Origin of the sequence: Paramesorhizobium endophyticum, assembly GCF_014640615.1 — a bacterium.
GTDB classification, from domain to species: domain Bacteria; phylum Pseudomonadota; class Alphaproteobacteria; order Rhizobiales; family Rhizobiaceae; genus Paramesorhizobium; species Paramesorhizobium endophyticum.
On record NZ_BMHH01000017.1, the window covers coordinates 60,439 to 83,789 of the forward strand.

18 protein-coding genes are annotated in these 23,351 nt (G+C 59.2%); 9 read left to right on the top strand and 9 right to left on the bottom strand.

Translation table 11 applies throughout. The features are described from left to right. Positions 1–5: 5 nt before the first annotated feature. On the bottom strand, positions 6–1,505 hold the full coding sequence (locus IEX53_RS17830; RefSeq protein ID WP_188825531.1) for a sugar ABC transporter ATP-binding protein: 1,500 nt from the start codon (positions 1,503–1,505) through the stop codon (positions 6–8). Between the two features lie 68 nt (positions 1,506–1,573). Beyond that, positions 1,574–2,620, bottom strand: a complete 1,047-nt coding sequence (locus IEX53_RS17835) for an autoinducer 2 ABC transporter substrate-binding protein (RefSeq protein ID WP_188825532.1) — start codon at positions 2,618–2,620, stop codon at positions 1,574–1,576. 327 nt (positions 2,621–2,947) lie between these two features. Between IEX53_RS17835 and IEX53_RS17840 the strand changes: the two genes are divergently transcribed. The 9 genes from IEX53_RS17840 to IEX53_RS17880 all read left to right on the top strand — a co-directional run bounded on the left by IEX53_RS17840 (position 2,948) and on the right by IEX53_RS17880 (position 14,940). Next, positions 2,948–3,670 carry a DeoR/GlpR family DNA-binding transcription regulator gene (locus IEX53_RS17840; RefSeq protein WP_188825533.1) on the top strand — a complete coding sequence of 241 codons (723 nt, stop codon included), beginning with the start codon at positions 2,948–2,950 and terminating at the stop codon, positions 3,668–3,670. A 622-nt stretch (positions 3,671–4,292) separates the two neighbouring features. Beyond that, entirely contained in the window at positions 4,293–5,288 is a 996-nt protein-coding gene (locus tag IEX53_RS17845; protein WP_188825534.1) for a substrate-binding domain-containing protein, read from the top strand. 117 nt (positions 5,289–5,405) lie between these two features. Continuing rightward, positions 5,406–6,428, top strand: a complete 1,023-nt coding sequence (locus tag IEX53_RS17850; RefSeq protein ID WP_188825535.1) for a galactitol-1-phosphate 5-dehydrogenase — start codon at positions 5,406–5,408, stop codon at positions 6,426–6,428. Positions 6,429–6,530: 102 nt separating this feature from the next. Beyond that, positions 6,531–8,051 (top strand): FGGY-family carbohydrate kinase, encoded by a 1,521-nt coding sequence (locus IEX53_RS17855; protein ID WP_188825536.1) that lies wholly within the window; start codon positions 6,531–6,533, stop codon positions 8,049–8,051. Further along, a complete protein-coding gene (locus IEX53_RS17860) occupies positions 8,048–9,046 on the top strand; it encodes a sugar-binding transcriptional regulator (RefSeq protein ID WP_188825537.1) in 999 nt (332 codons plus the stop codon). The genes IEX53_RS17855 and IEX53_RS17860 overlap by 4 nt, the downstream gene beginning before the upstream one ends. After that, positions 9,039–10,532: a sugar ABC transporter ATP-binding protein gene (locus IEX53_RS17865; protein ID WP_188825538.1), complete on the top strand. Its 1,494-nt coding sequence runs from the start codon at positions 9,039–9,041 to the stop codon at positions 10,530–10,532. Before IEX53_RS17860 ends, IEX53_RS17865 begins: the two co-directional genes overlap by 8 nt. Beyond that, entirely contained in the window at positions 10,519–11,532 is a 1,014-nt protein-coding gene (locus IEX53_RS17870) for an ABC transporter permease (RefSeq protein WP_188825539.1), read from the top strand. Before IEX53_RS17865 ends, IEX53_RS17870 begins: the two co-directional genes overlap by 14 nt. Continuing rightward, positions 11,529–12,530 (top strand): deoxyribose-phosphate aldolase, encoded by a 1,002-nt coding sequence (gene deoC, locus IEX53_RS17875; RefSeq protein WP_188825540.1) that lies wholly within the window; start codon positions 11,529–11,531, stop codon positions 12,528–12,530. The genes IEX53_RS17870 and deoC overlap by 4 nt, the downstream gene beginning before the upstream one ends. Before the next feature lie 10 nt (positions 12,531–12,540). After that, positions 12,541–14,940 carry an aldehyde dehydrogenase family protein gene (locus IEX53_RS17880; protein WP_188825541.1) on the top strand — a complete coding sequence of 800 codons (2,400 nt, stop codon included), beginning with the start codon at positions 12,541–12,543 and terminating at the stop codon, positions 14,938–14,940. Positions 14,941–15,309: 369 nt separating this feature from the next. On the opposite strand, the gene IEX53_RS17885 is transcribed toward IEX53_RS17880, so the two are convergent. The 7 genes from IEX53_RS17885 to IEX53_RS17915 form a co-directional block, all read right to left on the bottom strand. Beyond that, positions 15,310–17,247: an acetoacetate--CoA ligase gene (locus IEX53_RS17885; protein WP_188825542.1), complete on the bottom strand. Its 1,938-nt coding sequence runs from the start codon at positions 17,245–17,247 to the stop codon at positions 15,310–15,312. Then, positions 17,240–17,575 carry an AtuA-related protein gene (locus IEX53_RS17890; RefSeq protein ID WP_188825543.1) on the bottom strand — a complete coding sequence of 112 codons (336 nt, stop codon included), beginning with the start codon at positions 17,573–17,575 and terminating at the stop codon, positions 17,240–17,242. The genes IEX53_RS17885 and IEX53_RS17890 overlap by 8 nt, the downstream gene beginning before the upstream one ends. A gap of 1 nt (position 17,576) precedes the next feature. Next, positions 17,577–18,923 (bottom strand): acyclic terpene utilization AtuA family protein, encoded by a 1,347-nt coding sequence (locus IEX53_RS17895; protein WP_188825544.1) that lies wholly within the window; start codon positions 18,921–18,923, stop codon positions 17,577–17,579. Between the two features lie 83 nt (positions 18,924–19,006). Beyond that, complete coding sequence (locus IEX53_RS17900) at positions 19,007–20,461, bottom strand: carboxylesterase/lipase family protein (RefSeq protein ID WP_188825545.1); 1,455 nt, start codon at positions 20,459–20,461, stop codon at positions 19,007–19,009. Continuing rightward, a complete protein-coding gene (locus tag IEX53_RS17905) occupies positions 20,428–21,393 on the bottom strand; it encodes an ABC transporter ATP-binding protein (RefSeq protein ID WP_188825573.1) in 966 nt (321 codons plus the stop codon). The genes IEX53_RS17900 and IEX53_RS17905 overlap by 34 nt, the downstream gene beginning before the upstream one ends. Further along, positions 21,393–22,409, bottom strand: coding sequence for an ABC transporter ATP-binding protein (locus IEX53_RS17910; RefSeq protein ID WP_236016257.1), 1,017 nt, complete (start codon positions 22,407–22,409; stop codon positions 21,393–21,395). The genes IEX53_RS17905 and IEX53_RS17910 overlap by 1 nt, the downstream gene beginning before the upstream one ends. After that, the gene (locus IEX53_RS17915; RefSeq protein WP_188825546.1) at positions 22,406–23,350 is read right to left on the bottom strand and encodes an ABC transporter permease; all 945 of its coding nucleotides are present in this window, start codon (positions 23,348–23,350) and stop codon (positions 22,406–22,408) included. The genes IEX53_RS17910 and IEX53_RS17915 overlap by 4 nt, the downstream gene beginning before the upstream one ends. Position 23,351: the final 1 nt, after the last annotated feature.

The window sequence follows — 23,351 nt, forward strand, 5'->3', positions numbered from 1 at the left end:
CCTCCTCAACTCAGCGCCTTGAGCCGGTCATTGACCGCATCCTCGGTCAATTCCCCTCCTGCAAGCTCGCCAAAGAAACGACCCCGGTGCATGATCAGCACCCGGTTGCAATTCTGCACGAGTTCCGGAACGTCGTCTGAAAGCATCAAGACTGCCAGTCCTTTATCTTCGGCCAATTTGCGGATTATGTTGTGGATCTGTGCCTTGGAGCCGACATCGACGCCGACGGTGGGGCCGTTCAGGATAAGCAGCTTTGCGCCCGTCAGGAGCCAGCGAGCGAGCACCACGCGTTGTGCATTCCCACCGGAAAGATGATTGACCGGCGTGTGCGGCCCCGGCGCCGCGATCTGCATGGCGGAAAACATCTCGCGGGTCGTTTCTTCCGCCTTCCTGCGGTTGATGAACAGCCCACGCACGAATTTGTCGATCGAAGTGACGATAATGTTGCGCTCGATGGACTGCGTCAGGAACAAGCCTTCCGTCAGCCGGTCTTCGGGAACATAGGCGACGCCGGAAGCAATGCCCTCCTGAACGCTTTTCAGATGCACATCCTTGCCGCCGATGCGAACGGAGCCCCGGAACTCCGGGCGCATTCCAAACAGCGCCAGCGCGAGTTCAGTGCGGCCCGAACCAATCAAGCCGGAAATGCCGACGATCTCGCCGGGATAAAGGGTGAGGCTGGCATCCTCGACGAAACCTGGAATACTCAAATTGCGGACTTCAAGGACTGGCGCATCTGCGCCCTTGCGCGGCGTCCAATGGTAATTGTGGGCGGCAAGTTCCTGGCCGGTCATGGCGCGCGTTATGGCTGGCTCATCGAAATCGGAAATCGGACCTTCGGCGACCTTTTTGCCGTTTCGGAAAACGGTAAGGCGCTCGCTGATTTCAAGCATTTCGCGCATTTTGTGGCTGACGAACAGAACAGCAATGCCCTGTGATTGCAGGTCGCGCACCACTTTGAAAAGAGCATCGACCTCGTGCCGGGTCAGTGCGGTTGTTGGCTCATCCATGATGATCAGCCGAGCATCCGCCATGACAGCGCGTGCAATGGCCACAACCTGCTTGCCGAATGTTGGCAGGCTGTCGACCTCGGCGTCGAGATCAATGGTGACACCAAGGCGTTCCAGGGCCTTCCTGGCCAGATTACGAGACCGCCGCCAGTCGACGATCCTGCGGCCTTCGATGAGGAAGGTGTTGATCGTAAGATTCTCGGCAACCGTCAGGTTTCCGAACAGGGAAAAGTCCTGGTAAATCACCTGGATGCCGTGATGAACGGATTTCACCGGATCAAGCCTGCCAACCGGCTTGCCATCGATCAGGATCTCTCCATCCTCGGGCGTATAGACCCCCGACATTATCTTGATGACGGTCGACTTTCCTGAGCCGTTCTCTCCGGCAAGGCAATGGATTTCTCCAGCCCTGATGTTCAGCGAAACGTCGTCAAGCGCCTTCACGCCGCCAAACTGCTTGCCGATATGGCGCAGCTCGATCAGATTTTCAGTCATGTGTGCCTCGAAAAAGGCTTGAAATGCAGGAGATAAGGGAGAGAGGGGCACCCCCCTCTCCACATGGATCAAAAGTCGTATTTGTCCATGTTTTCCTTGGTCACACCAACCCAGCCTGCACCATAGAGCAGGTTCGGTTTGGAGGGGTCGGGAGCCAGCAGGCTTTCGTAGCCAGGAAGACCGAGGTTGAGACCGGCCTTGATCTGGCCGTTCTTCTTTTCGAGAGCTGCAACCGCGAGCATATTCATGGCATAGCCAGCCACTGCCGGATCCCAGAACTGGATATACTGGATGTTGTCGTTCTTGAGATATTCTCCGGCCACCGAAACGAGGCCCGTGCCTGCGAAGAAGACCTTGCCGGAAAGACCGCTCTCGGCAATCAGCCGGCCGGCACCGGCCGATGTCGGCATCGGAGCGCCTAGAATGCCGGTAATATCCGGGTAGGCAGTCATCGCTTCTTTTAATTTGGTGTAGTCGGTGTTGGCATCGTCATAGGTTTCGAGCCGTTCCGTGACGAGCGACATTTCCGGGAAATTGGCCTTCTGGTATTCTACCGCGCCATCGACCCACTCCATCTGAGACTTGGAGGTCAGTCCCCCGACAGTGGCGACATACTTGCCTTTGCCACCCATGGACCTGGCGAGCTCTTTCATCAAGTTGGCGCCATAAGCCTTATTGTCGAAGGCTTCGATGTCGTAATCGACGTTTTGTATGTTGGAAGCCTCATGACTGATAACCACAATTCCGCGGTCACGGGCCTTCTTGAGGACGGGTTCGACGGCTTCAACCGAGAATGGCACGATTGCGATGGCATCCACGCCTTGCGCAATCAGATTTTCTACGATCTGGACCTGGGCCGCCGCATCGGCCTGGCTTGGCCCCAACATCCAGACATCGTGGCCGGTGTCGGCCTTGAATTGCTCGACGCCGCCGCGCATGCGATCAAACCACGCAATACCATCCACCTTAACGACGGTTGCGATTGTGTAGGTTTTTCCGTTTGCCGTCGTGATCAGGTCCTTGTTGACCTTCGAGGTATCTACGGCGCTCTGTGCGAGCGCTGCGGACGCGGAAAGCGACATGGCAAACGCTGCGGTTGCTATGAATTTGTTCACTGACATTTCCTCCCATTAAAACCGCAGACTCTCCGCCGGCGGGTAGCCAAATTTTTGGTGTTCGAATCCTAACGCATGCCCAGCCCAGTCCTACGGGTCATCTCCTCCCGGGAAAGACACCGACTCCGTTCATGGATTCAATCCACGATAGAACACAATTCCTGTTGTTTTCCCTTTCCGATAATGCGAATTGTAATGTTATAATCCAATCATTATGTTTCGATCGTTCCATGGCTACACCGCACTTGTCAAGCATGTCAAAGGACAATTGCTGGAAAAGCAGCAGGCGTTAAGAAACATGACGGCTAGCTAATTTTTGGAGGGGCAGTGAGCAGAATAAGCGCGCGGGATGCCAGGATAGGTAAGCTTTCGCAATTTGTTCAGGAGGCAGGGATCGTGCGGCTGCGCGACGCCGCGTCATATCTCGGCGTGTCTGAAATGACCGTCAGGCGTGATATCGGATCCGATGGCGAAAAGCTCAATTGTCTTGGTGGCTATGTCATACCCACGCAGGACAGCGCAACTCCCAGTGATTATGTTCTTGATCATGAGAAAGATTGTCACGCGATCGATAAAGCCCGGGCATGCGCTGTTGCGGCTTCCTTGATTGAGCCCCAGGATACGGTGTTTATCGACTGTGGCACGACAACGCCGCACCTCGCCAGGCAAATACCATCCAATTCAGACATTACCGTAATCTGCTACTCCTTGAACGTTGCGGAAGTATTGGCGGTACGCAGTGATGTGCGGTTGATCATGCTTGGCGGGCTTTATCATCCACAGGCGGCATCGTTTTCAGGCGACGAGAGCATAGAGGCCCTCAGACGCATCAACATCAACAAGGCCTTTCTCTCCGCCGGCGGCGTGGATGAGCGGCACGGAATCACCTGTTCGCATTTTCATGAGGTTCCGCTCAAACAGATGGCCATGCAACGTTCGGTGCAAAAGCACTTGGTGGTCGATAGCAGCAAGTTCGGCAAAGTCAGGGCTGCCCGCTATGCGTCCATCCAGGATTTCAATTCTATCATCTCCGATCAGCCGACCTCATAATGTGGGAGGTAATTTAGATCCGCTGCGTGATCTGAAGGTTGCCAGGTTGACCTACCGGGAACTGGCGGAGCGAGACGAATGTTCAAAGAGGTTCGTCTTTGGTCTGTTTTTCAAGTTGGCCAAAATTGCACTTTGGGCCAACTGCGCCTTTGGTGAAAACCGCGTACGGGGCATTATTAACGATTAACGGCCTGAGATGCTTGGTTGCTGCTGCCATTACCAATCCGAAGAAGACGCTTATCTTCGCAAGTGCCAACGGCGCCTTCGCGGCCCTGCCAATCGCTATGGAGGCAATGCTCATAGAAGCCAAGCGCCGCACTGGAAGTAGCCCATACCGGCCAACCCGCCTCAGGCACCCAGGACCAGGCTTCCAAAGCAAACCTCACCCGTTCTGAAGAGCGACAACCAGTTCGCGTTTTGCCCCCTAAATACGTCACCCTCCCAACCACCACGCCATGGCGTGGCGGTGTGGGGCCGCGAGCACCATTAATGTCCTGGTCTCCTCCTCGCTGACAAAATCCATTGACAGCTTCGGGAGCTTCTGATTTCCTCAATTCACAAATGAGTAGTAAATGCTCATTTGTTGATTTTAGGATGTCAGAGCCATTCGGGAGGAGAACCAATGCTCAAGCGCCGCGCACTCATGAACAAATTAATTTTAACCGCCTCGGCCTTATCGCTGACGGTCGGGATAGGCCTTTTTACCCCTGCTGCCCACGCCAAGGATCTGAAGATCGGCTTCAGTCAGGTTACTCTGCAGTCACCGTTCTATGTTCAACTGAAGAACGGCGCCGAAGCCGCCGCCAAGGCCGGTGGCGACACCCTGGTCTTTCTCGATGCCAATGGCGACGTCAGCAAGCAGAACAATGACATCCAGGACCTGATTACCCAGGGCGTCAGCGCCATCATTATCAATCCAGTCAATCCGGACGCCGTCGTGCCCTCGCTGGAAGCTGCCGCTGCCGCTGGCATACCCGTCATTACCGTCGATCGCAGCGTCAACGGCGGTAAGGTCACCGCCCATGTCGGACGCGACAACAAGAAGATGGGCCAGCTGGTGGGCGAGGCCGTCGTTGCACGGTTGAAGGCAGACGGCGTGACCAAGGCAAAAATCATCGAAATCCAGGGCGATGCCGGCGGCGCCGTGATGATGGACCGTCGCGATGGGTTCCATAAAAGCATCGAGGGATCAGGAAACACCATCACCGAAGGCCCCTATGCCGAATACATCCGTGCCAATGCCGTGACTGCCATGCAGGATCTGCTCCAGGCCAATCCGGACGTGAAGGTCGTCTACGCCCATAATGACGACATGGCGCTCGGTGCGCTCCAGGTTCTAACGGAAAACAACCGCACCGACGTGCTCGTTGCTGGCGTCGACGGCCTCTCGGAAGCACTCGATACCATCGCCGATGGCGACAACTACGTTGCCACCGCGCTCAACGACCCGCAATATCTCGGCGACGTCACCATCCAGGTTGCCCGTGAAGCTGCGGCTAAAAAGCCGGTTCCAGCATTCGTCGATGCCGGAACCGCGGTCGTCACCAAGGCCAATGTCGGCGACTTCCCCCATAAGGGACTGTTCGCCGAATATCGACCCCAAGTCTTGGGCAACTGATCAGGAGATCAGCTCCACTTTCCGAAGCGCGGGGCCTCTCCTGCAGGCTCCCGCAGCTTCTCGGGCATTGTTGATCAATGTTCCATCTTTTCATCCGTCGTTACAGGAAATCCTATCATGCGTGCAGCAGTCCTTTATTCGCCCGGCGATATCAGGCTCGAAGACGTTCCAGCTCCCACACTGCAGGCCGGCCACGTGATTGTGCATGTCGAAGCTGTCGGCGTTTGTGGTTCGGATCTGCCGCGTATGCTGATCAAGGGCGCCCACAAAATGCCGCTCATCTGTGGCCATGAATTCTGTGGCCGCATTACCGGGATAGGTGCTGGCGTCGAGGGCTTCGAGGTCGGCGAACTGGTTGCTATCCCGCCTATGATGCCCTGTTACAAGTGCGATCAATGCCTGCAGGGTCAATTCTCGCGCTGCCGCGACTATGATTATTTCGGTTCGCGCCGCGACGGCGCCTATGCCGAATTCGTTGCCATTCCCGTATCGAACCTGTTGAAGACGCCGGCCGGCATCGATCCGCGCGCGGTCGCAATGACCGATCCCGCCTCGATTGCCCTTCACTCGCTGTGGAAGGCCGGCGGCATGGGAATGGGGCGGCGCGGCGGCGTCATCGGCTGCGGCCCGATCGGGCTGTTCGCCATCCAATGGATGAAGCTTATGGGCGCAACGGAAGTCGTTGCTGTCGACCTGTCGGAACGCAAGCTGGAATTGGCGCGCGAAGCCGGCGCCACCCATACCTTTCTTTCCGGGACAGATGTCCCTAGTTCCTTGCTATGCGATACCATCGTCGAGGCCGCCGGCCATCCGTCTTCCATTAACATGGCGGTAAAGATGAGCGCGCCGGGCGGCCATGTCGTCTTCATCGGTATCCCGGTCGGCGAGATAGCGCTTGAGAACAAAACCTTTCAACATTTTCTGCGCCAGGAAATCTCGTTGCATGGGTCCTGGAATTCCTTCGGCTCACCCTATCCCGGTCCGCAGTGGACTGTCACCCTCGACAAGCTGGGAAGCGGCGAACTCAAATGGGAGTTCATGATCAGTCACGATCTCGATCTGGCAGAGCTGCCCAGCATGTTCGACAAATTCAAGAACGACAAAAGCATGTTCTTCTCTAAGGTCATATTTCGCCCTTGAGCATGATTGCTCGTCCCGGACTGGAGGCTCGCATTCTGTGCGTGAAACGGGACGTTGCAATACTGCATATTGGATGGGTGAAAGCTGGGAGGCTTGAATTGAATGACAAATGTGCTGAGTTTTGATTTTGGCACCGGCGGGGTGCGCGCCGGCGTCTATGATGTCGAACGACAAATCATGGTGGCGACCGCCGAGTCGCCCTATGCCACCGATTTTCCGCGTGCCGGTTGGGCCGAACAGCGCCCGAACGACTGGTGGGCAGCCCTTCTCATAGCGGGACGCGACGCGGTCAAAAAATCCGGCACGGCAAATATCGCTTCCATCTGCGTCGCAACCACGGCGTCAACAGTTGCCATCTGCGACAAGGCAGGCAACCCTATTCGCCCCGCCATCCTCTGGATGGATTGCAGGGCTTTTGAAGAGGCGCGCGCCACAGAGGCGGTCCGCCATCCAGTCATGGCCTATAGCGGCGGTGGCGATGCGGTGGAATGGCTTGTTCCCAAGGCCATGTGGCTGCAGCGCAACGAGCCGGATACCTATCGCAAAGCTGAGATCATTTGCGAAGCGATCGACTTTATAAATTATCATCTTACCGGCATCTGGGTTGGTTCGCGGATGAACGCTGCTTGCAAATGGAACTACGATTCCAGCACCGCGCAGTTCGTTCCGGCTGTATATGATGCACTTGGCATCCCGGAGCTGATCGACAAACTGCCGCAGCAGATTATCCCTGTGGGTGATGTCATCGCCCCGCTGAAGCGCGACGTGGCTGTGGCGCTGGGTATCGATTCCGCCGCAATCGTCGCCCAGGGCGGCATCGACGCCCATATCGGCATATTGGGTGCGGGAACGGTTGATGTCGGCGGAATGTTGATTATCGGCGGCACCTCCGTCGTTCATCTGACGCAGCTTGCAGGAGCAGGCGACGTCAGTGGCTTCTGGGGTCCATATCCCAACGCGCTGGTCGATGATTTGTGGCTCGTCGAAGCGGGACAGGTATCGGCCGGATCAATCCTTCATTGGTTGAGCGAGCGCCTTTTCGGTCTTGACGCCGCTGGACATGCCGCGTTGATCAATGAGGCGATGGCGGTTCCCGCCCGCGGCTCAGGCCTGTTGACGCTGGACTACTGGATGGGCAATAGAACGCCCTACCGCGACGGCAACCTTCGCGGTGCGATAATGGGCCTGTCGCTCGGCCATGGTCGTGCCGACATCTATGCCTCCGCAGTGGATTCCATCGCGCTTGGCACCGCAAACGTTCTGGCGGTGCTTGAAGAGCGTGGCGTCGCTCTCGACAAGATCGTTATGGCGGGCGGCATCTGCAAGAACCCGCTCTGGCTGCAGGCGACGGTCGATGCCATCGGCCGCCCGGTGCATGTCGCAAGCGAAGACAATCTTTCGCTGATCGGCGCTGCCATCAGTTCTGCCAATGCGCTGGGACTTTTTCCAAACCTCGCAGCTGCATCGCAGGCCATGGCGATTTCAGCCAAGCCGACATTGCCCAATCCGGCGCGCAGTCGTTGGTATGCAGAGACGCTGCCAATGTACCGTCAGGCAACGGCGGCTCTGACACCCACATTTCACGCGCTTTCGCGCCAGCAAGCGGAAGGATATGCGGCATGAGTGAACCAAAACTGCAGGTAACGAGCGTTCGGCTCCCGTCAGACGAACAGCGCGAGCATCTGATGGTGCGGGTAGCCAAGCTCTATTACGACCTGGAACGCACCCAAAGCGAGATCGCCTCCGAACTCGGCCTGACCCGCTGGCAGGTCGGTCGCTTGCTTACCGAAGCCAAGGAACTTGGTGTCGTTCGCATCGAAATCACACCGCGTGCCCTGCGGAAGACCGAGCTCGAGGTTCAGCTTCAACAGAAATACGGACTTCGCGACGCTATCGTCGTTCCATCGGGAGGCACCACCGATACCGCACTGCTGATGGAGAGTGTCGCCCAGGCGGCGGCAAAATACTTGGCAGGTCTCAATCCCGGCACTGATCTGTTCGGCGTCTCCTGGGGACGGACGATGTCTGCAGTGGCGCGCTTTCTGCCCGCCAACTGGAACCCCGGCATCCATGTCGTTCTCGTCAACGGAGCGACGACATTGCGTTCGACCTCGACTCGCATCAGCGCCGTTGCCGAGGAATTTGCGCAGTCCGGTGGGGGCACGGCAACACTCTTGCCGGTTCCCGCCATCGTCGGGAAAAAGAGCACGCGCGACGCCCTGGAGGAGGATCCGATCATCGAGCGGGTTCTGGCGCTTGCCGAGGAAGCCGATATCGTCTGCTTCGGCATGGGGGGGATTTCCCACCATTCGGTACTGCTGAATTCCGGCTATCTCACCGAAAACGACATCGACCGTCTGCGCGAAGCCGGCGCCGTCGGCGATATTCTCGGTCGCTTCGTCAACCGCGATGGCGAGATTGTCGACAAGGACATCGATGACCGGACGGTCGGTCTGCGGCTTGAATCGCTGAAGCGCAAGCAGCGCACGATCGGCGTTGTCTCCGGCGAGGAGAAGCTGGAAATCGCGGTCGCCGCGCTCAAGGCCGGCTACGTGTCGATCATCGTCACCGATGAGGCGACGGCGTGCCATGCAATCGAGGTCGATCACGATGCATGAAGTCCTGAACGTCAGAAACGTCTCGAAGAAATTCCTGCCCAACATCATTGCGCTGGAAAGCGCCTCCCTCAGCGTCCGCAAGGGCGAGGTCCACTGCCTGCTCGGCGCCAATGGCGCCGGCAAGTCGACCTTCCTGAAGATCATTGCCGGGGCTTTGCGCCCGTCGAGCGGAGAGGTGACGATCGATGGCGTGCCGGTGTCGTTTGCCAGTCCGGCGGAAGCGGCGCGTCGTGGTATTTCGATGATCTACCAGGAGCTCGATCTCGTCCCGCAGCTGACCGTCGAACAAAATCTGTTTCTGGGTCACGCACCGGGCGCATTCGGGGTCATCAACAAATCCGAACGCCGGCGCCGAGCCCGTGAAGCCTTGCGGCGGGTCAGCGCCGGTTTTTCGCCGGATGTGCGGGTCGAGAGCCTGTCGGTCGCCAATCAGCAACTGACAGCCATCGCGCGATCTTTGACGATGGACGCCAAGGTCATCATCATGGACGAACCATCGGCGTCCTTGAACGAAACCGAATTGAAAAGTGTGTTTTCGGTCATTCGCGAGCTGACGGCCGCGGGCGTGGGCATTCTCTATGTCAGCCATCGCCTCGGCGAATTGCGTGAAATCGGCGACCGCGTCACCGTGTTGCGCGGTGGGCGGACGATCGACACCTTCAATGTCTCCGAGACCGGCGATGAGGTGCTGGTTCAGGCGATCATCGGAAAAGAGCAGTCACTGGCCGAACGCAAACCTCGCGAACCCGTCTCCGGCGACATGGCGATCAATGTGACACGGCTGAAGGGCGCTCAGGGCCTGGATATAGCCGGGCTGCAAGTCCGCTGGGGCGAGGTCGCGGGGCTCACGGGCCTTAACGGTTCCGGCCGCACGAGCTTCCTCAAATCGCTGTTCGGCGCCCTTCCCTTCAGCGGCGAGATCACGCTGGGTGACAAGGTGTTTCATCCTCGCCATCCAGCCGATGCGATCCGCAACGGGATCGGCCTGGTCCCGGAAAACCGCAAGACAGAAGGGCTGATCCTGCATGCGCCTATTTATAAGAACGCGACGCTGCCGTCGATGCGCCACAGCTGGCTGACCCGCCATGCGCTGCAGAAGGAACGAACCCGTCCAGTCCTGCAGGCACTTTCAACAAAATATGGCCGGCCAGAACAGGCTGTCGTCCAGCTCTCTGGCGGCAATCAGCAAAAAGTGGTCCTTGCCAAATGGATCATCAATGGCGCGAAGATCCTGCTTCTCGACGAACCGAGCCGTGGTCTCGACATCGGCGCCAAGGCCGACCTCTACACCCTCGTCGAGCGGCTCGCCCGCGATGGCGCCGCGATCATCGTTGCCAGCAGTGAATTCGAAGAGCTTTACGTCGCCTGCGACACCATCTGGGTCTTTCACGAAGGCCGGAACATCGCCTCCTTCGATCCGTCGATTACCGATCGAGATCAGATCCTCAAAGCCACCATTCTGGGGGACAACCATGCCCAACACTAACACCGCTTTAACGGTCCAGTTGACCGATAGACCAGCCATCGGTCGGCGAATGATCAACGTGGCAATTGAATATAATTTCATCGTCATATTCATTGCCGTGGTGATCATCGCCACGATGCTATCCAGCAGCTTCATGACCTTCACCAACATCTCGAACCTGTTTCAGCAGGCTGCAGTCGTCGGTGTCGTTGCCGTCGGCATGACGTTCGTCATACTGACGGGCAACATCGATCTGTCCGTCGGCAGTATCGTGGCACTGAGCGGTATGCTGGTAGCCGTGTTGATCGGCAACGGCTATAATCCGACCCTTGCGGTCGTGATGACGGCACTTGTTGGCCTCGGATGCGGGGCAGGTATGGGCGCGATCACAGCATTGGCGCAGGTGCCGAGTTTCATTGTGACGCTTGCCGGCTTGGTGTCGTTTCGAGGCCTCACCTATCTGATGACCGATGGTGTGCCGGTCAGTGGCTTGCCGCAAGGTTTTGCGGCGATCAGTTCAACGATGATACCTCTGTTGCCCGGTTTTTCGCTGTCGTCGATGGGCCTCATATTCATCGTGCTCTGCATTGCCGCCGGCCTTCTGCTGCGCTTCACAGTCTTTGGTGAGTACATCTATGCGACCGGCGGCAATCCGGAGGCAGCCAGACTGTCGGGTCTTCCGACCCGGCTGATCGTGACCGCTGTCTTCGCCGTCTCGGGGCTGATGGCGGCGCTTGGCGGCATTCTGTTGACGTCCCGCCTGCGCATCGGGCAACCGACAGCCGCCCAGGGACTGGAGCTGGACGCCATCGCAGCTGTCGTGCTCGGCGGTACCAGTCTGTTTGGCGGTCGTGGCGGGGTGCTGGGAACGTTCTTCGCCGTCATGCTGCTTCAGGTTCTTCGCAACATCTTCAATCTTCTCGGTTTGGGCTCCTTCTACCAGATGACTGTCACCGGCATCATCATCGTAGCAGCCATCCTGCTCAACCGCTTCATCGACCATAGAAAGGGCCGCGGATGACCATTCCCTTCCCGCATACGGCGCAAAAAGCCGACATCGTTACCGATCACCACAAGCGCAACCCGGTTTCCCAACTGCAGACCGACTGGTTCGAAGACATAGCGGTCAATCGCTCGGCCTCCGAGCGAAGAGCCGCAAGCTTGCCAACGCGGCGTACCGTGAAAAAGGAATATCAGGCGGCGTGGCTGGTGAAGGCGATTACCTGTATCGATCTGACCACTCTTGCCGGCGACGACACCCCCGGTCGCGTCCGCCGGCTGTGCGCCAAGGCCAGTAAGCCGATACGCGACGATATCGTCGAAGCCCTGGGGCTGGCCGAACTCGGCATCACCACTGGCGCTGTCTGCGTCTATCCGACAATGGTACCGCATGCGGTTAAGGCACTGGAAGGCACCAATATTCCGGTCGCCTCCGTCGCAACGGGCTTTCCCGCCGGCCTGACGCCACTGGCGCAGCGGCTCGACGAAATTCGCTATGCGGTGGGCGAAGGCGCACGCGAGATCGATATTGTCATCACCCGCGAATATGTCCTGACCCAGAATTGGGAGGCATTGTTTGACGAGATCGCCCGCATGCGTGAAGCCTGCGGGGAGGCCCATATGAAAGCCATTCTGGCGACCGGCGATCTCAACACGCTGCGCAACGTCTACCGTGCCTCGATGGTGGCGATGCAGGCCGGCGCCGACTTCATCAAGACCTCGACTGGCAAGGAAGAGGTCAATGCCACCATTCCCGTCAGCCTGACGATGGTGCGCGCCCTGCGCGATTACGGTGAGCGAACCGGTTTCAAAATCGGCTTCAAGCCGGCGGGCGGCATGAAGACGGCAAAGGATGCAATGCTGTGGTTCTTTTTGATGAAGGAAGAACTCGGTCTTCCCTGGCTGCAGCCTGACCTCTTTCGGCTTGGGGCCAGTTCTATGCTCGGCGATATCGAACGGCAGCTCGAACACTTCGTGACGGGCCGCTATGCGGCCGCGCACCGTCACCCACTCGCTTGAGGAAAATCAAATGCCTACGATCAAGGAAATTCTGCAAACTATGGAATATGGTCCCGCTCCGGAATCCAATACGGATGTCCAGCAATGGCTGAACGCCAAGGAAGCTGGCTTCGGCCACTTCATCGACGGCAAGTTCACAAGCCTCGAAGGCCGGCAGATGCTCAGTGTCATCAATCCCGCCAATGACACGATTCTCGCCAAGGTGCCGCAGGGCACAGCTGAGGACGTCAACCTGGCCGTCAAGGCCGCCCGCGCTGCATTTGGCAAATGGTCGAAACTGTCTGGCCATGAACGCGCCAGATATTTATACGCCATCGCCCGACACATCCAAAAGCGCGAGCGGTTTTTCTCGGTCCTGGAAACGATGGACAATGGGAAAACTATCCGTGAAAGCCGCGATATCGACATTCCTCTGGTTGTGCGCCATTTCTATCACCACGCAGGATGGGCCGAACTGGTCGAGACGGAATTCGAAGGATACTCGCCCGTCGGCGTCTGCGGTCAGGTCATTCCCTGGAATTTTCCGCTGCTGATGCTGGCCTGGAAAGTTGCGCCCGCACTGGCCGCAGGCAACACAATTGTCCTCAAGCCAGCCGAGCTGACGCCGCTGACGGCCATCGCCTTCGCTGAGATTTGCGCTGAAGTCGGCCTGCCTGCCGGCGTCGTCAACATCCTTCACGGCGATGGAGCGACAGGTGCTGCTATATGCGGTCACTCCGATATCGACAAGGTTGCCTTCACGGGCTCGACCGAGGTGGGGCGGATTATCCGCGAGCAGATTGCAGGCTCGGAAAAGAAGCTGTCGCTGGAGCTCGGTGGCAAATCTCCGTTTATCGTCTTCGAGGATGCCGATCTCGATGGTGCCGTCGAGGGGGTCGTCGATGCCATCTGGTTCAATCAGGGAGAAGTCTGCTGCGCCGGCTCGCGGGTGCTTGTCCAGGAAGGCATCGCCGAGCGTTTCTTTACGAAGCTGAAGGCGCGAATGCAGACATTGCGGATCGGTGATCCACTGGATAAGTCCATGGATATCGGCGCCATCGTTTCGCAGGGACAGTTGAAGCGCATCAATGGCCTGCTCGAACAGGGCAAGCAGGAAGGCGGCACACTCTGGCAGCCGACCACCACCCTGCCCGCTAAGGGAAGCTTTTGCCTTCCAGGCTTCTTTACTGACAGCGATACGGCTTCCATCGTTGCGGAAGTGGAGATTTTTGGACCTATTGCCGTAACCGGCACCTTCCGGACACCCGACGAGGCGTTGGCGTTGGCCAATAACAGCCGTTACGGCTTGGCGGCTTCTGTCTGGTCTGAGAACATCAATCTCGCGCTCGACGTGGCAGCCCGCGTCAAAGCCGGCGTCGTGTGGATCAACTCGACCAATATTTTTGACGCCGGCGCCGGTTTCGGCGGGTATCGCGAAAGTGGGTTTGGGCGCGAGGGCGGCCGTGAGGGATTGTATGAATATCTCGCGCCGGATTGGGAAACGCGGCTACCTGCGGCCAAAAGCGAGGAACCTTTCAGGCCATCGGCATTCCCAGCGCCGGACGGCAAGATCGTTCGCATTGGTGCGATCAATCGGACGGTTAAAAACTATATTGGTGGCAAGCAGGCGCGGCCTGACGGGGGCTATAGCTATTCGGTCATCGGCAAAGGCGGCGTTGTCATCGGCGAGGCTGGTATCGGCAGCCGCAAGGATATTCGCAATGCGGTTGAAGCCGCGATGAAAGCCGGGGCCTGGAGCGGTGCGACAGCCCACAATCGCGCGCAGGTTCTGTACTATCTGGGTGAAAACCTGGACGCACGAAAAGCGGAGTTCGAGGCTTTGCTCATGGAGAGCACTGGCGTGTCGTCAAAGGCGGCATCGGAGGAATTCTCAGCCGCCATTCGCAGGATATTCTACTATGCTGCCCAGGCCGATAAATATGACGGTCAGGTGCATCAGACAAAATCCAGGCATGTGACCTTGGCAATGAACGAGCCGTTCGGCGTCATGGGCATTGTCTGCCCGGACGAAATGCCGCTGCTGTCCTATATTTCCATGCTGCTGCCGGCTATCGCCATGGGCAACCGGGCGGTCAGCATCCCGTCGCAGCGCCATCCCCTTGTCGCCGCCAATCTCTACCAGGTATTCGACACCTCCGACATACCGGACGGCGTCATCAACATCATCACCGGTGAGCGCGATCTGTTGACCAAGACACTCGCCGAGCACGACGATGTCGCCGCAATCTGGTATGCTGGCTCCAGACAGGGCAGCGAGTTGGTGGAAAAAGCGTCCGTCGGCAATCTCAAGTCCACCTGGGTCAATCACGGCCGTTCTCGCGATTGGCTGAGCGCTCAGCAGGGACAAGGTCGCGATTATCTACGCCATGCCACGCAGATAAAAAACATCTGGATCCCTTACGGGGAATAGTGTCGCATTGCTGGTCTGACACCGCTGGATCTCCCAGATGTCAGACCAGCCGAGCCGAGAAGGGCCGCTGCGGGCGAGTCAAACCATCTCCGGCCGCAAAACCGTGTCGAGCTGTTCCTTTGTCGCGACCGAAACTGCTGATTGTCGATGAGTTGGACTATCTGTCCTTCGAAACCATCGATCTCAACGCGCCCATACTTATGCAGTCGGAGCGCACCGTTCCTGGAGCTTTGTGGCGCATTGACACGGCGCAAGCGTCCAGGACGTGAATACGCACGGCGGCGTCACACTAATGAAAGCAAGCGGGCGCAAGCGCCAATAACGCCCTCTCCTTATCGACCGGCGCTTCTTGGCTCCGCCTTCCACCGCTCACGCCCTCAAGACCGACAGATTGCGGTAGAATTCGAGAGAGGCGGGGTTAGCAAGCGCGGTATCGTTGCCGATCGGCCTGTCATGGATCGTGTCGCGCACGGCGACTTCGGAGATTTTGCCCGATCGCGTGCGCGGGATTTCCGGCACGGCGATGATACGCGCCGGGACATGGCGCGGCGTCGCCCCGGTGCGGATACGCGATCGGATGATGGCCTGAAGCTCGTCGTCGAGTTCCATGCCCGGTCGTAGTTTCACGAACAGCACGATCCGCTGGTCGCCTTGCCAGTCCTGCCCGACGCAGACCGCTTCGATCACCTCAGGGATGGTTTCCACCTGCCGGTAAATCTCGGCAGTGCCGATGCGCACGCCGCCCGGGTTGAGCGTCGTGTCGGACCGGCCCTGGATGACATAGCCGCCCGAGGGCCGCTTCTCGACGAAGTCGCCATGCGCCCACACCCCGGGAAACCGGCTGAAATACGCCGCGTCATAGCGACCGCCATCGCTGTCCGCCCAGAACCCGACCGGCATGGAAACATGCGCATTGCGGCAGACGAGTTCCCCGGCCCGCCCGGCGATTTCGCCGCCATCACTGGCCAAAATAGCGATGTCCATGCCAAGCATAGCGCCCTGCAACTCGCCGCGCCGCACGGGCAGCGTCGGCACACCGCCGAGGAAGCAGGCGCAGATGTCGGTGCCGCCGGAAATCGAGGCCAGATGAACGTCTTCCTTCCATCCGCGATAGATATAATCGAAGCTTTGCGGCAGCAGCGGCGAGCCGGTCGAAAGGATGGTCTTGAGGCTTGCGAGCGAATGCGTTGTCCGCGGCGTCACATGCGCCTTGGCCATCGCGTCTATATATTTGGCCGATGTGCCGAAAATCGTAATCGCTTCCGCATCGATCAGGTCGGGAAGACGCGAAGGAGACGGATAGGCCGGGTTTCCGTCGAAGGTGACAAGCGTGGCGCCGGTGGCCAAGCCGGTAATCAGCCAGTTCCACATCATCCAGCCGCAAGTGGTGTAATAAAAAAGTCGGTCGCCGGGCTTCAGGTCGCAGTGGAGGACGTGCTCCTTCTTGTGCTGTAGGAGAAGCCCGCCAGCGCTGTGAACGATGCATTTCGGCTTGCCGGTCGTGCCGGAGGAGAACAGGATCGCCAGCGGCGCATTGAAGGACTGGCGGTGATAGGCGATAGGCTCCGGTGAGAACGGCGTGAGCCATTCTTCCAGCGAAACATGCAGCCTGGCGTGCGCATTCCGGCTGTCCGCCTCGCCCAGAATGACGATATGCTCAATCGATGGCGTAGCGGCGACGGCATCGATGCTGGCGCCAATATCTATCCATTTCCCGGCATAGCCATAGCCCGGCACGGCGAACAGGATCTTCGGCGTGACCTGACCCAGCCGGTCGCTGGCGCCCGCCGGGCCGAAATCAGGCGAGCACGACGCCCAGATCGCGCCGATGGCGGCGGAGGCGAGATAAAGCGCGATGGCCTCTATGTCATTTGTGACGATGGCGGCGATGCGATCACCCGGGCCGACGCCTTCGGCTCGGAGCGCCTGCACCATGCGGGAGACAAGATCGTGCAGTTCCTTCCGCGTCAGCAACCGCCGCGTTCCGTCATCGCGATGGGCGATCAGCGCAGTCCGCTCGTCGGGATCAGCGAGCAGGTTTTCGGCATAATTGAGTTCCGCGTCAGGAAAGAAGCGGGTCTTGCGAAGGTCGCCATCGCGTTCGACAGCCCGCGAGCCTTTCGCGCCGATGATGCCGAGAAAGTCCCAGAGACGCGAATGAAAGTGCTCCGGCTCATCGATCGACCACCGATGCAAGGCAGCATAGTCGCTCGGGTCAAACCCGGCTTCGCGGCTGAACCGCGCCAGATTGCTCATTGCGATGCGGTTCTCATCCGGAGTCCAGAGGATTTCGCCAATGTCAGACATGCTTCACCCCATGGAATGGAAGGTCAACGGGCAGTTCAAGGTCGAGCAGAGCAGAGCTCAGGCTCTTGCCATGGGCGTCGAGAACTAGCGAGCGGGTCACGCCGCCTGCGAGCGCCTGCCGCAATACAAAGTTCAACGCACCGAGACTTGCAATTTCGTAGCGCGTCACCTCGCCGTCGACAAGGTCGCCGAAATGGACTTTGACGCACTCCGGCGTCACGAAGCGCTGCAACAGCGGATAGTCGCGTTCATCATAGGCGATGACAGAGATGTTCGAGGTGTTGCCTTTGTCGCCACTGCGGGAATGGGCTATCTCGCGCAATTTCATCTCAGCTCTCCAGATAATGGACCATGGGCCGGACATGACCGCGTGGGATATATGTCGATAGGATGCCGATCGTCTCGCGGGCGGATTTGACGACCCCTCCCCCGCCTGCCGGTCCGTTGGTGTAAAGCGTCTCCACCTCATTGCCGATACGCACCGCCTCGGCGAGGTTCGACGTCCGCCCCGCAACCCGGACGCGGACTTCATAGGGCTCATCGTGAGGCCGCCTCAGCGAAAACGCACGACCGTGCAGCGCATCGAGCCCGATGAGATCGAAGCGCAATTGCGAAGCCTCGACGCCGATGGCTTTCAAGCGGGCCCGGACGATGTCGAGAGCAAGTTCACCCCGCGCCCGCGCGCCATGGCCTGCATAGGAAATCTGCCCCTCCCCCACGAAGCCTTCGACCACGCCAACCGAGACTTTCAGCGTTTCGGGCCGTGGATGGCCGGATGCCCCATGGATACGCACCCGGTCGGGGCCGATTTCCTCGACGGTAACGTGGGAAAAGTCCGCCACCACATCCGGCGTCAGGTAACGCGCCGGATCATGGATTTCATAAAGAATCTGCTCCTTGCACCCGGCCTCCGTCACGCTACCGCCGGTACCAGGCACCTTGGTGATGACGATCGTACCATCCTCGCTGAACTCGCCGATGGGAAAGCCGAGCCGCGCGAGATCGGGAACATCCTTGTAGCCCGGATCGGCAAAATATCCGCCAGTCACCTGTCCTGCGCATTCGAGCAGATGTCCGAACAGAGTGGCTTGCCCGAGCCGGGGCCAATCGTCGGTCCGCCAGTTGAATTCATGCATAAGAGGGCCGACAAAAAGCGACGGATCGGCAGCCCTGCCCGTGACGACGATATCGGCGCCGTTGTTGAGCGCCTCAGCAATGGATTCGGCCCCGATATAGGCATTGGCCGACACGATCCCTTTGCCGATATCGTCCACGGCGCCTCCGATCTCCTCGAGTGAGAATTTACTTCCGGCAAGCTGGGACAGGACATCGTCGCCGGTAACTGCAGCGATCTTCAGGCCCTTCAACCCAAGTTCCAGGGCAATCTCCGCGATTCTGCGGGCCGCCGCCTCGGGATTGGCCGCTCCCATATTGGTCACGATCCGAACGCCGTTGGCGTGAGCGGACGGAAGGACGGCGTGAAACCGCTCGGCGAGAAGAGGGTCGTACCCGGCGTCCGGGTTCCTGAGCCTCGCCTGCTGGGCGAGCGCGATGGTGCGCTCGGCGAGGCACTCAAAGACCAGATAGTGGAGTTGGCCCTTCTCCGCTAATTCGATTGCCGGCTCGATTCTGTCACCCGAATAGCCCGCGCCCCCGCCGATACGTACCTGTTTCATCGTTCCCTATCCTAAATCGCAGATCGCCAGCGAGACCGTTCCAGACGACGATGATGATCGTATAAGCATCTCCGCGCCAACGCTTAGCGCAACTGCTTGATCTGGCCCGATTGGCAAAAATCTGGCCAGGAAGGTGCTCCGGTGCGTGCGAAACGGACCAATTCTCCAGACATCTCCCGAGCGAGTTGCTGAGCTTCGGTTCGCCCCCTGGCGAGCGGGACTCTCTCGGCCTCGACATTGCCGAAGATGAAGGGCTCGTCAAAACCGTGGGACGCTCCCAGCCTGCCACCCTCGAAATCCGGAACCCAGCAGAACTCGTAAGCGAAGGCCCGCCCACCTGCCCTGCCATGCGTCTCGGCGGTGCGCTGAGCGGGACCGCGATAAATGGTCACTGAAAGGAACCTCTCTTCAAGTTCCGCAAAGCTGGCACCCGGATAGGCTGCTTGCAGCGTTGCCAAAGTTGCCTTCTCCCGATCCGGAAAAAACCGGCGAATGGTTGCAAGAAGCCGCTCCCGGCTCTCAGGCGGCTGCATGATGCCGCATGCGTACCACATGCGCGCCTCGTCACGTGTCCAGCCGACCACGATCGGCTTGTCGCGGAATTCGCCTGAAGCGAGCCCTTCCAGGGGGTGACGCTTCAGGCTTGTTCCGTCGAGGATTATGCCGAACGTATGGCCTCCAGGCGCGTTGCGCTCACCCAGATCCGTTGCAACGATCTGCTCCTGAAGGCTCAGAACGGTCTCGACCGGCAGATTTTCCAGCGCCGCCCGATCGCCGGGACGGATTCCAGCGCGTTCGAGGAAATCCTGCGTCATGGCTCTCGCCGTATCGATGTCAATGATACGACTTGCCGATCCGCTCATCATCCAGGCCCTATGGAAGAGATGGCCGACGCCCTCCATACCAAACAGGCTGCCGATCATGAAGGCGCCGGAGGACAGACCAAGCAGCGTCACATTGCCCGGATCGCCGCCGAAGTCAGCAACATGCTTTGCCACCCATTCTAGCGCGACAACGAGGTCGAGCATGCCGCGATTGGCGGGTGCGGCATCCCCCATTTGCGCGCCAAGAGCAAGAAAACCCAGCGCGCCGATGCGAAAATTCGGTCTCACGAGAACGACATCGCCAGCGGATGCAAAGCCCATATCATCCTGATAGCCGCCATTTGCGGAACCTGTCTGAAATCCTCCACCGAAGACATGGACGATGACAGGTCGCTTGCCTTCGAGCCCCGGCGTGAACACATTGAGGTTCAGACAGTCTTCGCCGACCTCGAAACCGGTGTTGCGCGGTGCCCAGGCCGGCATCGGACGCGGCACCTGCGGCGGAGCTCTTCCCGCACGCGTCGCGTCAACCATGCCGGTCAGGGCAACAGCCTGTGGTGGCTGAAACCGTAAGGCGCCGACAGGCGCTTTGCCGTAAGGTATCCCGAGGAAGCGAAAACCGTCTTTGTCATAGAGCCCGCGATAGGCGGCTCCGCGACTTGAAACATCGACAGGGGCCATCATGCGCTCGCGGCCCCATCGAATAGATGACATGCTGCTTGCTGCCCGCTGCCAAGGGCGTGCATGGCCGGCGCTTCCCGCGCGCACCGCTCATGGGCATGCGGACAACGCGTGCGAAAGGCGCAACCACTTGGCGCAGCGTGGGCGCTTGGTATCTCGCCGGTGAGCCGTGTCCGCTTGCCCGAACCCTTGCCGGGAGCGGAGGCGAGCAGCGCCTGGGTGTAGGGATGGGCCGGCGCGCCATAGAGGCGATCGCGCGGTCCCTGCTCGACGATCTCGCCGAGATACATGACGGCAATGATGTCGCACATGAACTGCACGACCCGCAAGTCGTGCGAGATGAAGAGCAAAGTTGTACCGTGCCGGTCCTGGATATCCCGCATCAGGTTCAACACCTGGGCCTGGACCGATACATCCAACGCGCTCACCGGTTCGTCCGCGACAATCAGGTCAGGCCCTGTCGCGAGCGCACGCGCAATGGCAATCCGTTGGCGCTGGCCGCCTGAGAATTCATGTGGAAACCGATCGAGCGCTGCTGATGGCAGGCCGACTTCAGCCAGCATGCTGCGGGCGGTTTCGATCCGGGAGGCTGGCGTACCAATACCATGCACGAGCTGCGGCTCGACCAGCGTTTCGCGAACCGTCATGCGTCCGTTGAGGGAGCCGAACGGATCCTGGAAGATCATCTGCATGTGCCGGCGTTGACGGCGCAATTCTTCCCGTTTCATCGCAGCCAGATCCGCCCCCTGGAAGTGGATTTTGCCCGCGGTCGGCTCGATCAATCTCAGCACCAGCCTGGCTGTCGTCGATTTGCCGCTGCCAGATTCACCGACAATGCCGAAGGTCTGCCCCCTTGCCACGGAGAACGAGACGTTGCGCACGGCACAAACAGCCTTGAAAGATTTCGAAAGGCCTCGCACATCGAGGACGGGCGCATCGGAGACCTGCGGATTGACGCCATTCATCATGCGGTCTCCTCGACAGGGTGCCAGCAACGAGCAAGCGAGGCACCGACAGAGTCAAGTATTGGATGGTCGTGGCATTGTCTGTCGGCGCGTCCGCAACGCGGAGCAAATCGGCAGCCCGGCGGCCATGCGCCGACCGGAGGAACCGTTCCGGGAATCGGCGTCAGGCGGTTGCAAGTCTGCCCGTGCGCCGGAATGGCGTCGATGAGCCCGCGGGTGTAAGGATGCCGAGGCGTCTTACCGATCGCCCGGCTCGCTGCCCGTTCCACGACTTCGCCCGCATACATGACAACGGCCTGATCGCAGAAATCGCCGACAACCTCCAGATCATGGGTGATGAACAGCATCGCTAGATCAAGTTCGTGGCGCATATCCTCCAGAATATCCAGAACCTGGGCTTGTATCGTCACGTCCAAAGCTGTGGTCGGCTCATCCGCGATGATAAGCGATGGGCCACAGGAAATGGCAAGCGCGATCATCACGCGCTGACGCATGCCGCCTGAAAGTTCATGGACATAGCCATCGAGAATACTGCGTGCCCTCGGAATGCCCACCTTCGCCAGGAGTTCGGCCGCTCGGTCACGGGAGGCAGTCCTGCCGAGGTTGAGGTTGTGGCGCAGCGTATCCGTCATTTGCCGACCGATGGTCAGGGTGGGATGTAGTGCAGTCATCGGTTCCTGGAAAATGAAGCCCATATGCCGACCGCAGAGTCTTCGCCGTTCCTTCGCGGGCAGACCCGAGATGCGTTGACCGTTGAGGTGAATTTCACCGGTAATCACCGCATTGTCCGGCGCAAGTCCCATGATCGCGCTGGCTGTAATCGATTTACCGCAGCCCGATTCTCCGACGAGTGCCACAGCCTGCCCACGGCCAATCGTAAACGATACATCAGTCACGATCGGCAGCAGACCGCCTTCATTGCGGAACGACAGACAGAGGTTCTCGACGCTGAGAACGGGATGAGGCGGTCCATGCTCCAGACCGAGCGGCGTCCCCATTGAAATGATCTTGGTCATCGGTAACGTATCCGTGGATCGAGAATGGCGTAGACGATATCAATCGCCAGATTAAGGGCCGCCAAGATCAGCGAAATGGTCAGCACGCCGCCCTCGACGAGAGGATAATCGCGCCGTGCAACGGCTTCCACCAACATGCGTCCTAGCCCCGGCAGCGCGAAAATGATCTCGATCGCCACCGCACCGCCTAACATATGCCCTGCGGCCAGCCCGATGACGGTGATGACCGGAATGGATGCAGTGCGTAACGCGTAGCTTCCAATCACCTTACGCTCGGGCAATCCTTGGGCGCGCGCAGTCGTGATGTAAGGCTCGTTCAGCACGTCCAGCATCGAGGAACGCATCATGCGGGTCATCAGGGCCGACTGGCGCACGCCGAGAGCAAGTGCCGGAAGAAAAATGGTGGCGGCGAAGGCGATAAGGCCCGCCGAGGGCGGATTGTAGCCAGCCACCGGAAACCAGCGTAGCGTGACAGAAAACAGGAATATGAGCAGCAGGGCGAACCAGAACTCAGGCAGCGAGATACCCAGAACCGCACTCACGACGACACCGCGACCGACGGGGTTGCCCCGGTTCATGGCCGAGACGATGCCCAGTGTCACGCCGATGAGAACGGCAAGCGTGAGCCCCACCAGCGTCAACAGGATGGTAACGCCGGCATAATCGGGAATGATGCTCATGACAGATTTCCGGAAGAAAATCGACTGCCCGAAGTCAAGCGTCACGATGTTCTTCAACCACAGCAGAAACTGCACGAAGATCGGCTGATCGAGGCCGAGCTCCACCCGAAGTGCAGCGATCTGATCCGTCGTTGCCTGGTCGCCCAGCATCATTCCGGCGGGGTCTCCCGGCGCCAGGCGCAGCAACAGAAAGACCAGAATCAGGGGCACAAAGATTGTCGGGAGGGTGAGCAGGAGACGTTTGCCGAGATATTGAAACATG

Excerpts from the sequence above, each read along its gene's own strand:
- IEX53_RS17830 (WP_188825531.1), bottom strand. The coding sequence starts at position 1,505 with ATGACTGAAAATCTGATCGAGCTGCGCCATATCGGCAAGCAGTTTGGC.
- IEX53_RS17845 (WP_188825534.1), top strand. The coding sequence starts at position 4,293 with ATGCTCAAGCGCCGCGCACTCATGAACAAATTAATTTTAACCGCCTCG.
- IEX53_RS17850 (WP_188825535.1), top strand. The coding sequence starts at position 5,406 with ATGCGTGCAGCAGTCCTTTATTCGCCCGGCGATATCAGGCTCGAAGAC.
- IEX53_RS17855 (WP_188825536.1), top strand. The coding sequence starts at position 6,531 with ATGACAAATGTGCTGAGTTTTGATTTTGGCACCGGCGGGGTGCGCGCC.
- IEX53_RS17860 (WP_188825537.1), top strand. The coding sequence starts at position 8,048 with ATGAGTGAACCAAAACTGCAGGTAACGAGCGTTCGGCTCCCGTCAGAC.
- IEX53_RS17865 (WP_188825538.1), top strand. The coding sequence starts at position 9,039 with ATGCATGAAGTCCTGAACGTCAGAAACGTCTCGAAGAAATTCCTGCCC.
- IEX53_RS17870 (WP_188825539.1), top strand. The coding sequence starts at position 10,519 with ATGCCCAACACTAACACCGCTTTAACGGTCCAGTTGACCGATAGACCA.
- deoC (WP_188825540.1), top strand. The coding sequence starts at position 11,529 with ATGACCATTCCCTTCCCGCATACGGCGCAAAAAGCCGACATCGTTACC.
- IEX53_RS17880 (WP_188825541.1), top strand. The coding sequence starts at position 12,541 with ATGCCTACGATCAAGGAAATTCTGCAAACTATGGAATATGGTCCCGCT.
- IEX53_RS17885 (WP_188825542.1), bottom strand. The coding sequence starts at position 17,247 with ATGTCTGACATTGGCGAAATCCTCTGGACTCCGGATGAGAACCGCATC.
- IEX53_RS17890 (WP_188825543.1), bottom strand. The coding sequence starts at position 17,575 with ATGAAATTGCGCGAGATAGCCCATTCCCGCAGTGGCGACAAAGGCAAC.
- IEX53_RS17895 (WP_188825544.1), bottom strand. The coding sequence starts at position 18,923 with ATGAAACAGGTACGTATCGGCGGGGGCGCGGGCTATTCGGGTGACAGA.
- IEX53_RS17900 (WP_188825545.1), bottom strand. The coding sequence starts at position 20,461 with ATGTCATCTATTCGATGGGGCCGCGAGCGCATGATGGCCCCTGTCGAT.
- IEX53_RS17905 (WP_188825573.1), bottom strand. The coding sequence starts at position 21,393 with ATGAATGGCGTCAATCCGCAGGTCTCCGATGCGCCCGTCCTCGATGTG.
- IEX53_RS17910 (WP_236016257.1), bottom strand. The coding sequence starts at position 22,409 with ATGACCAAGATCATTTCAATGGGGACGCCGCTCGGTCTGGAGCATGGA.
- IEX53_RS17915 (WP_188825546.1), bottom strand. The coding sequence starts at position 23,350 with ATGTTTCAATATCTCGGCAAACGTCTCCTGCTCACCCTCCCGACAATC.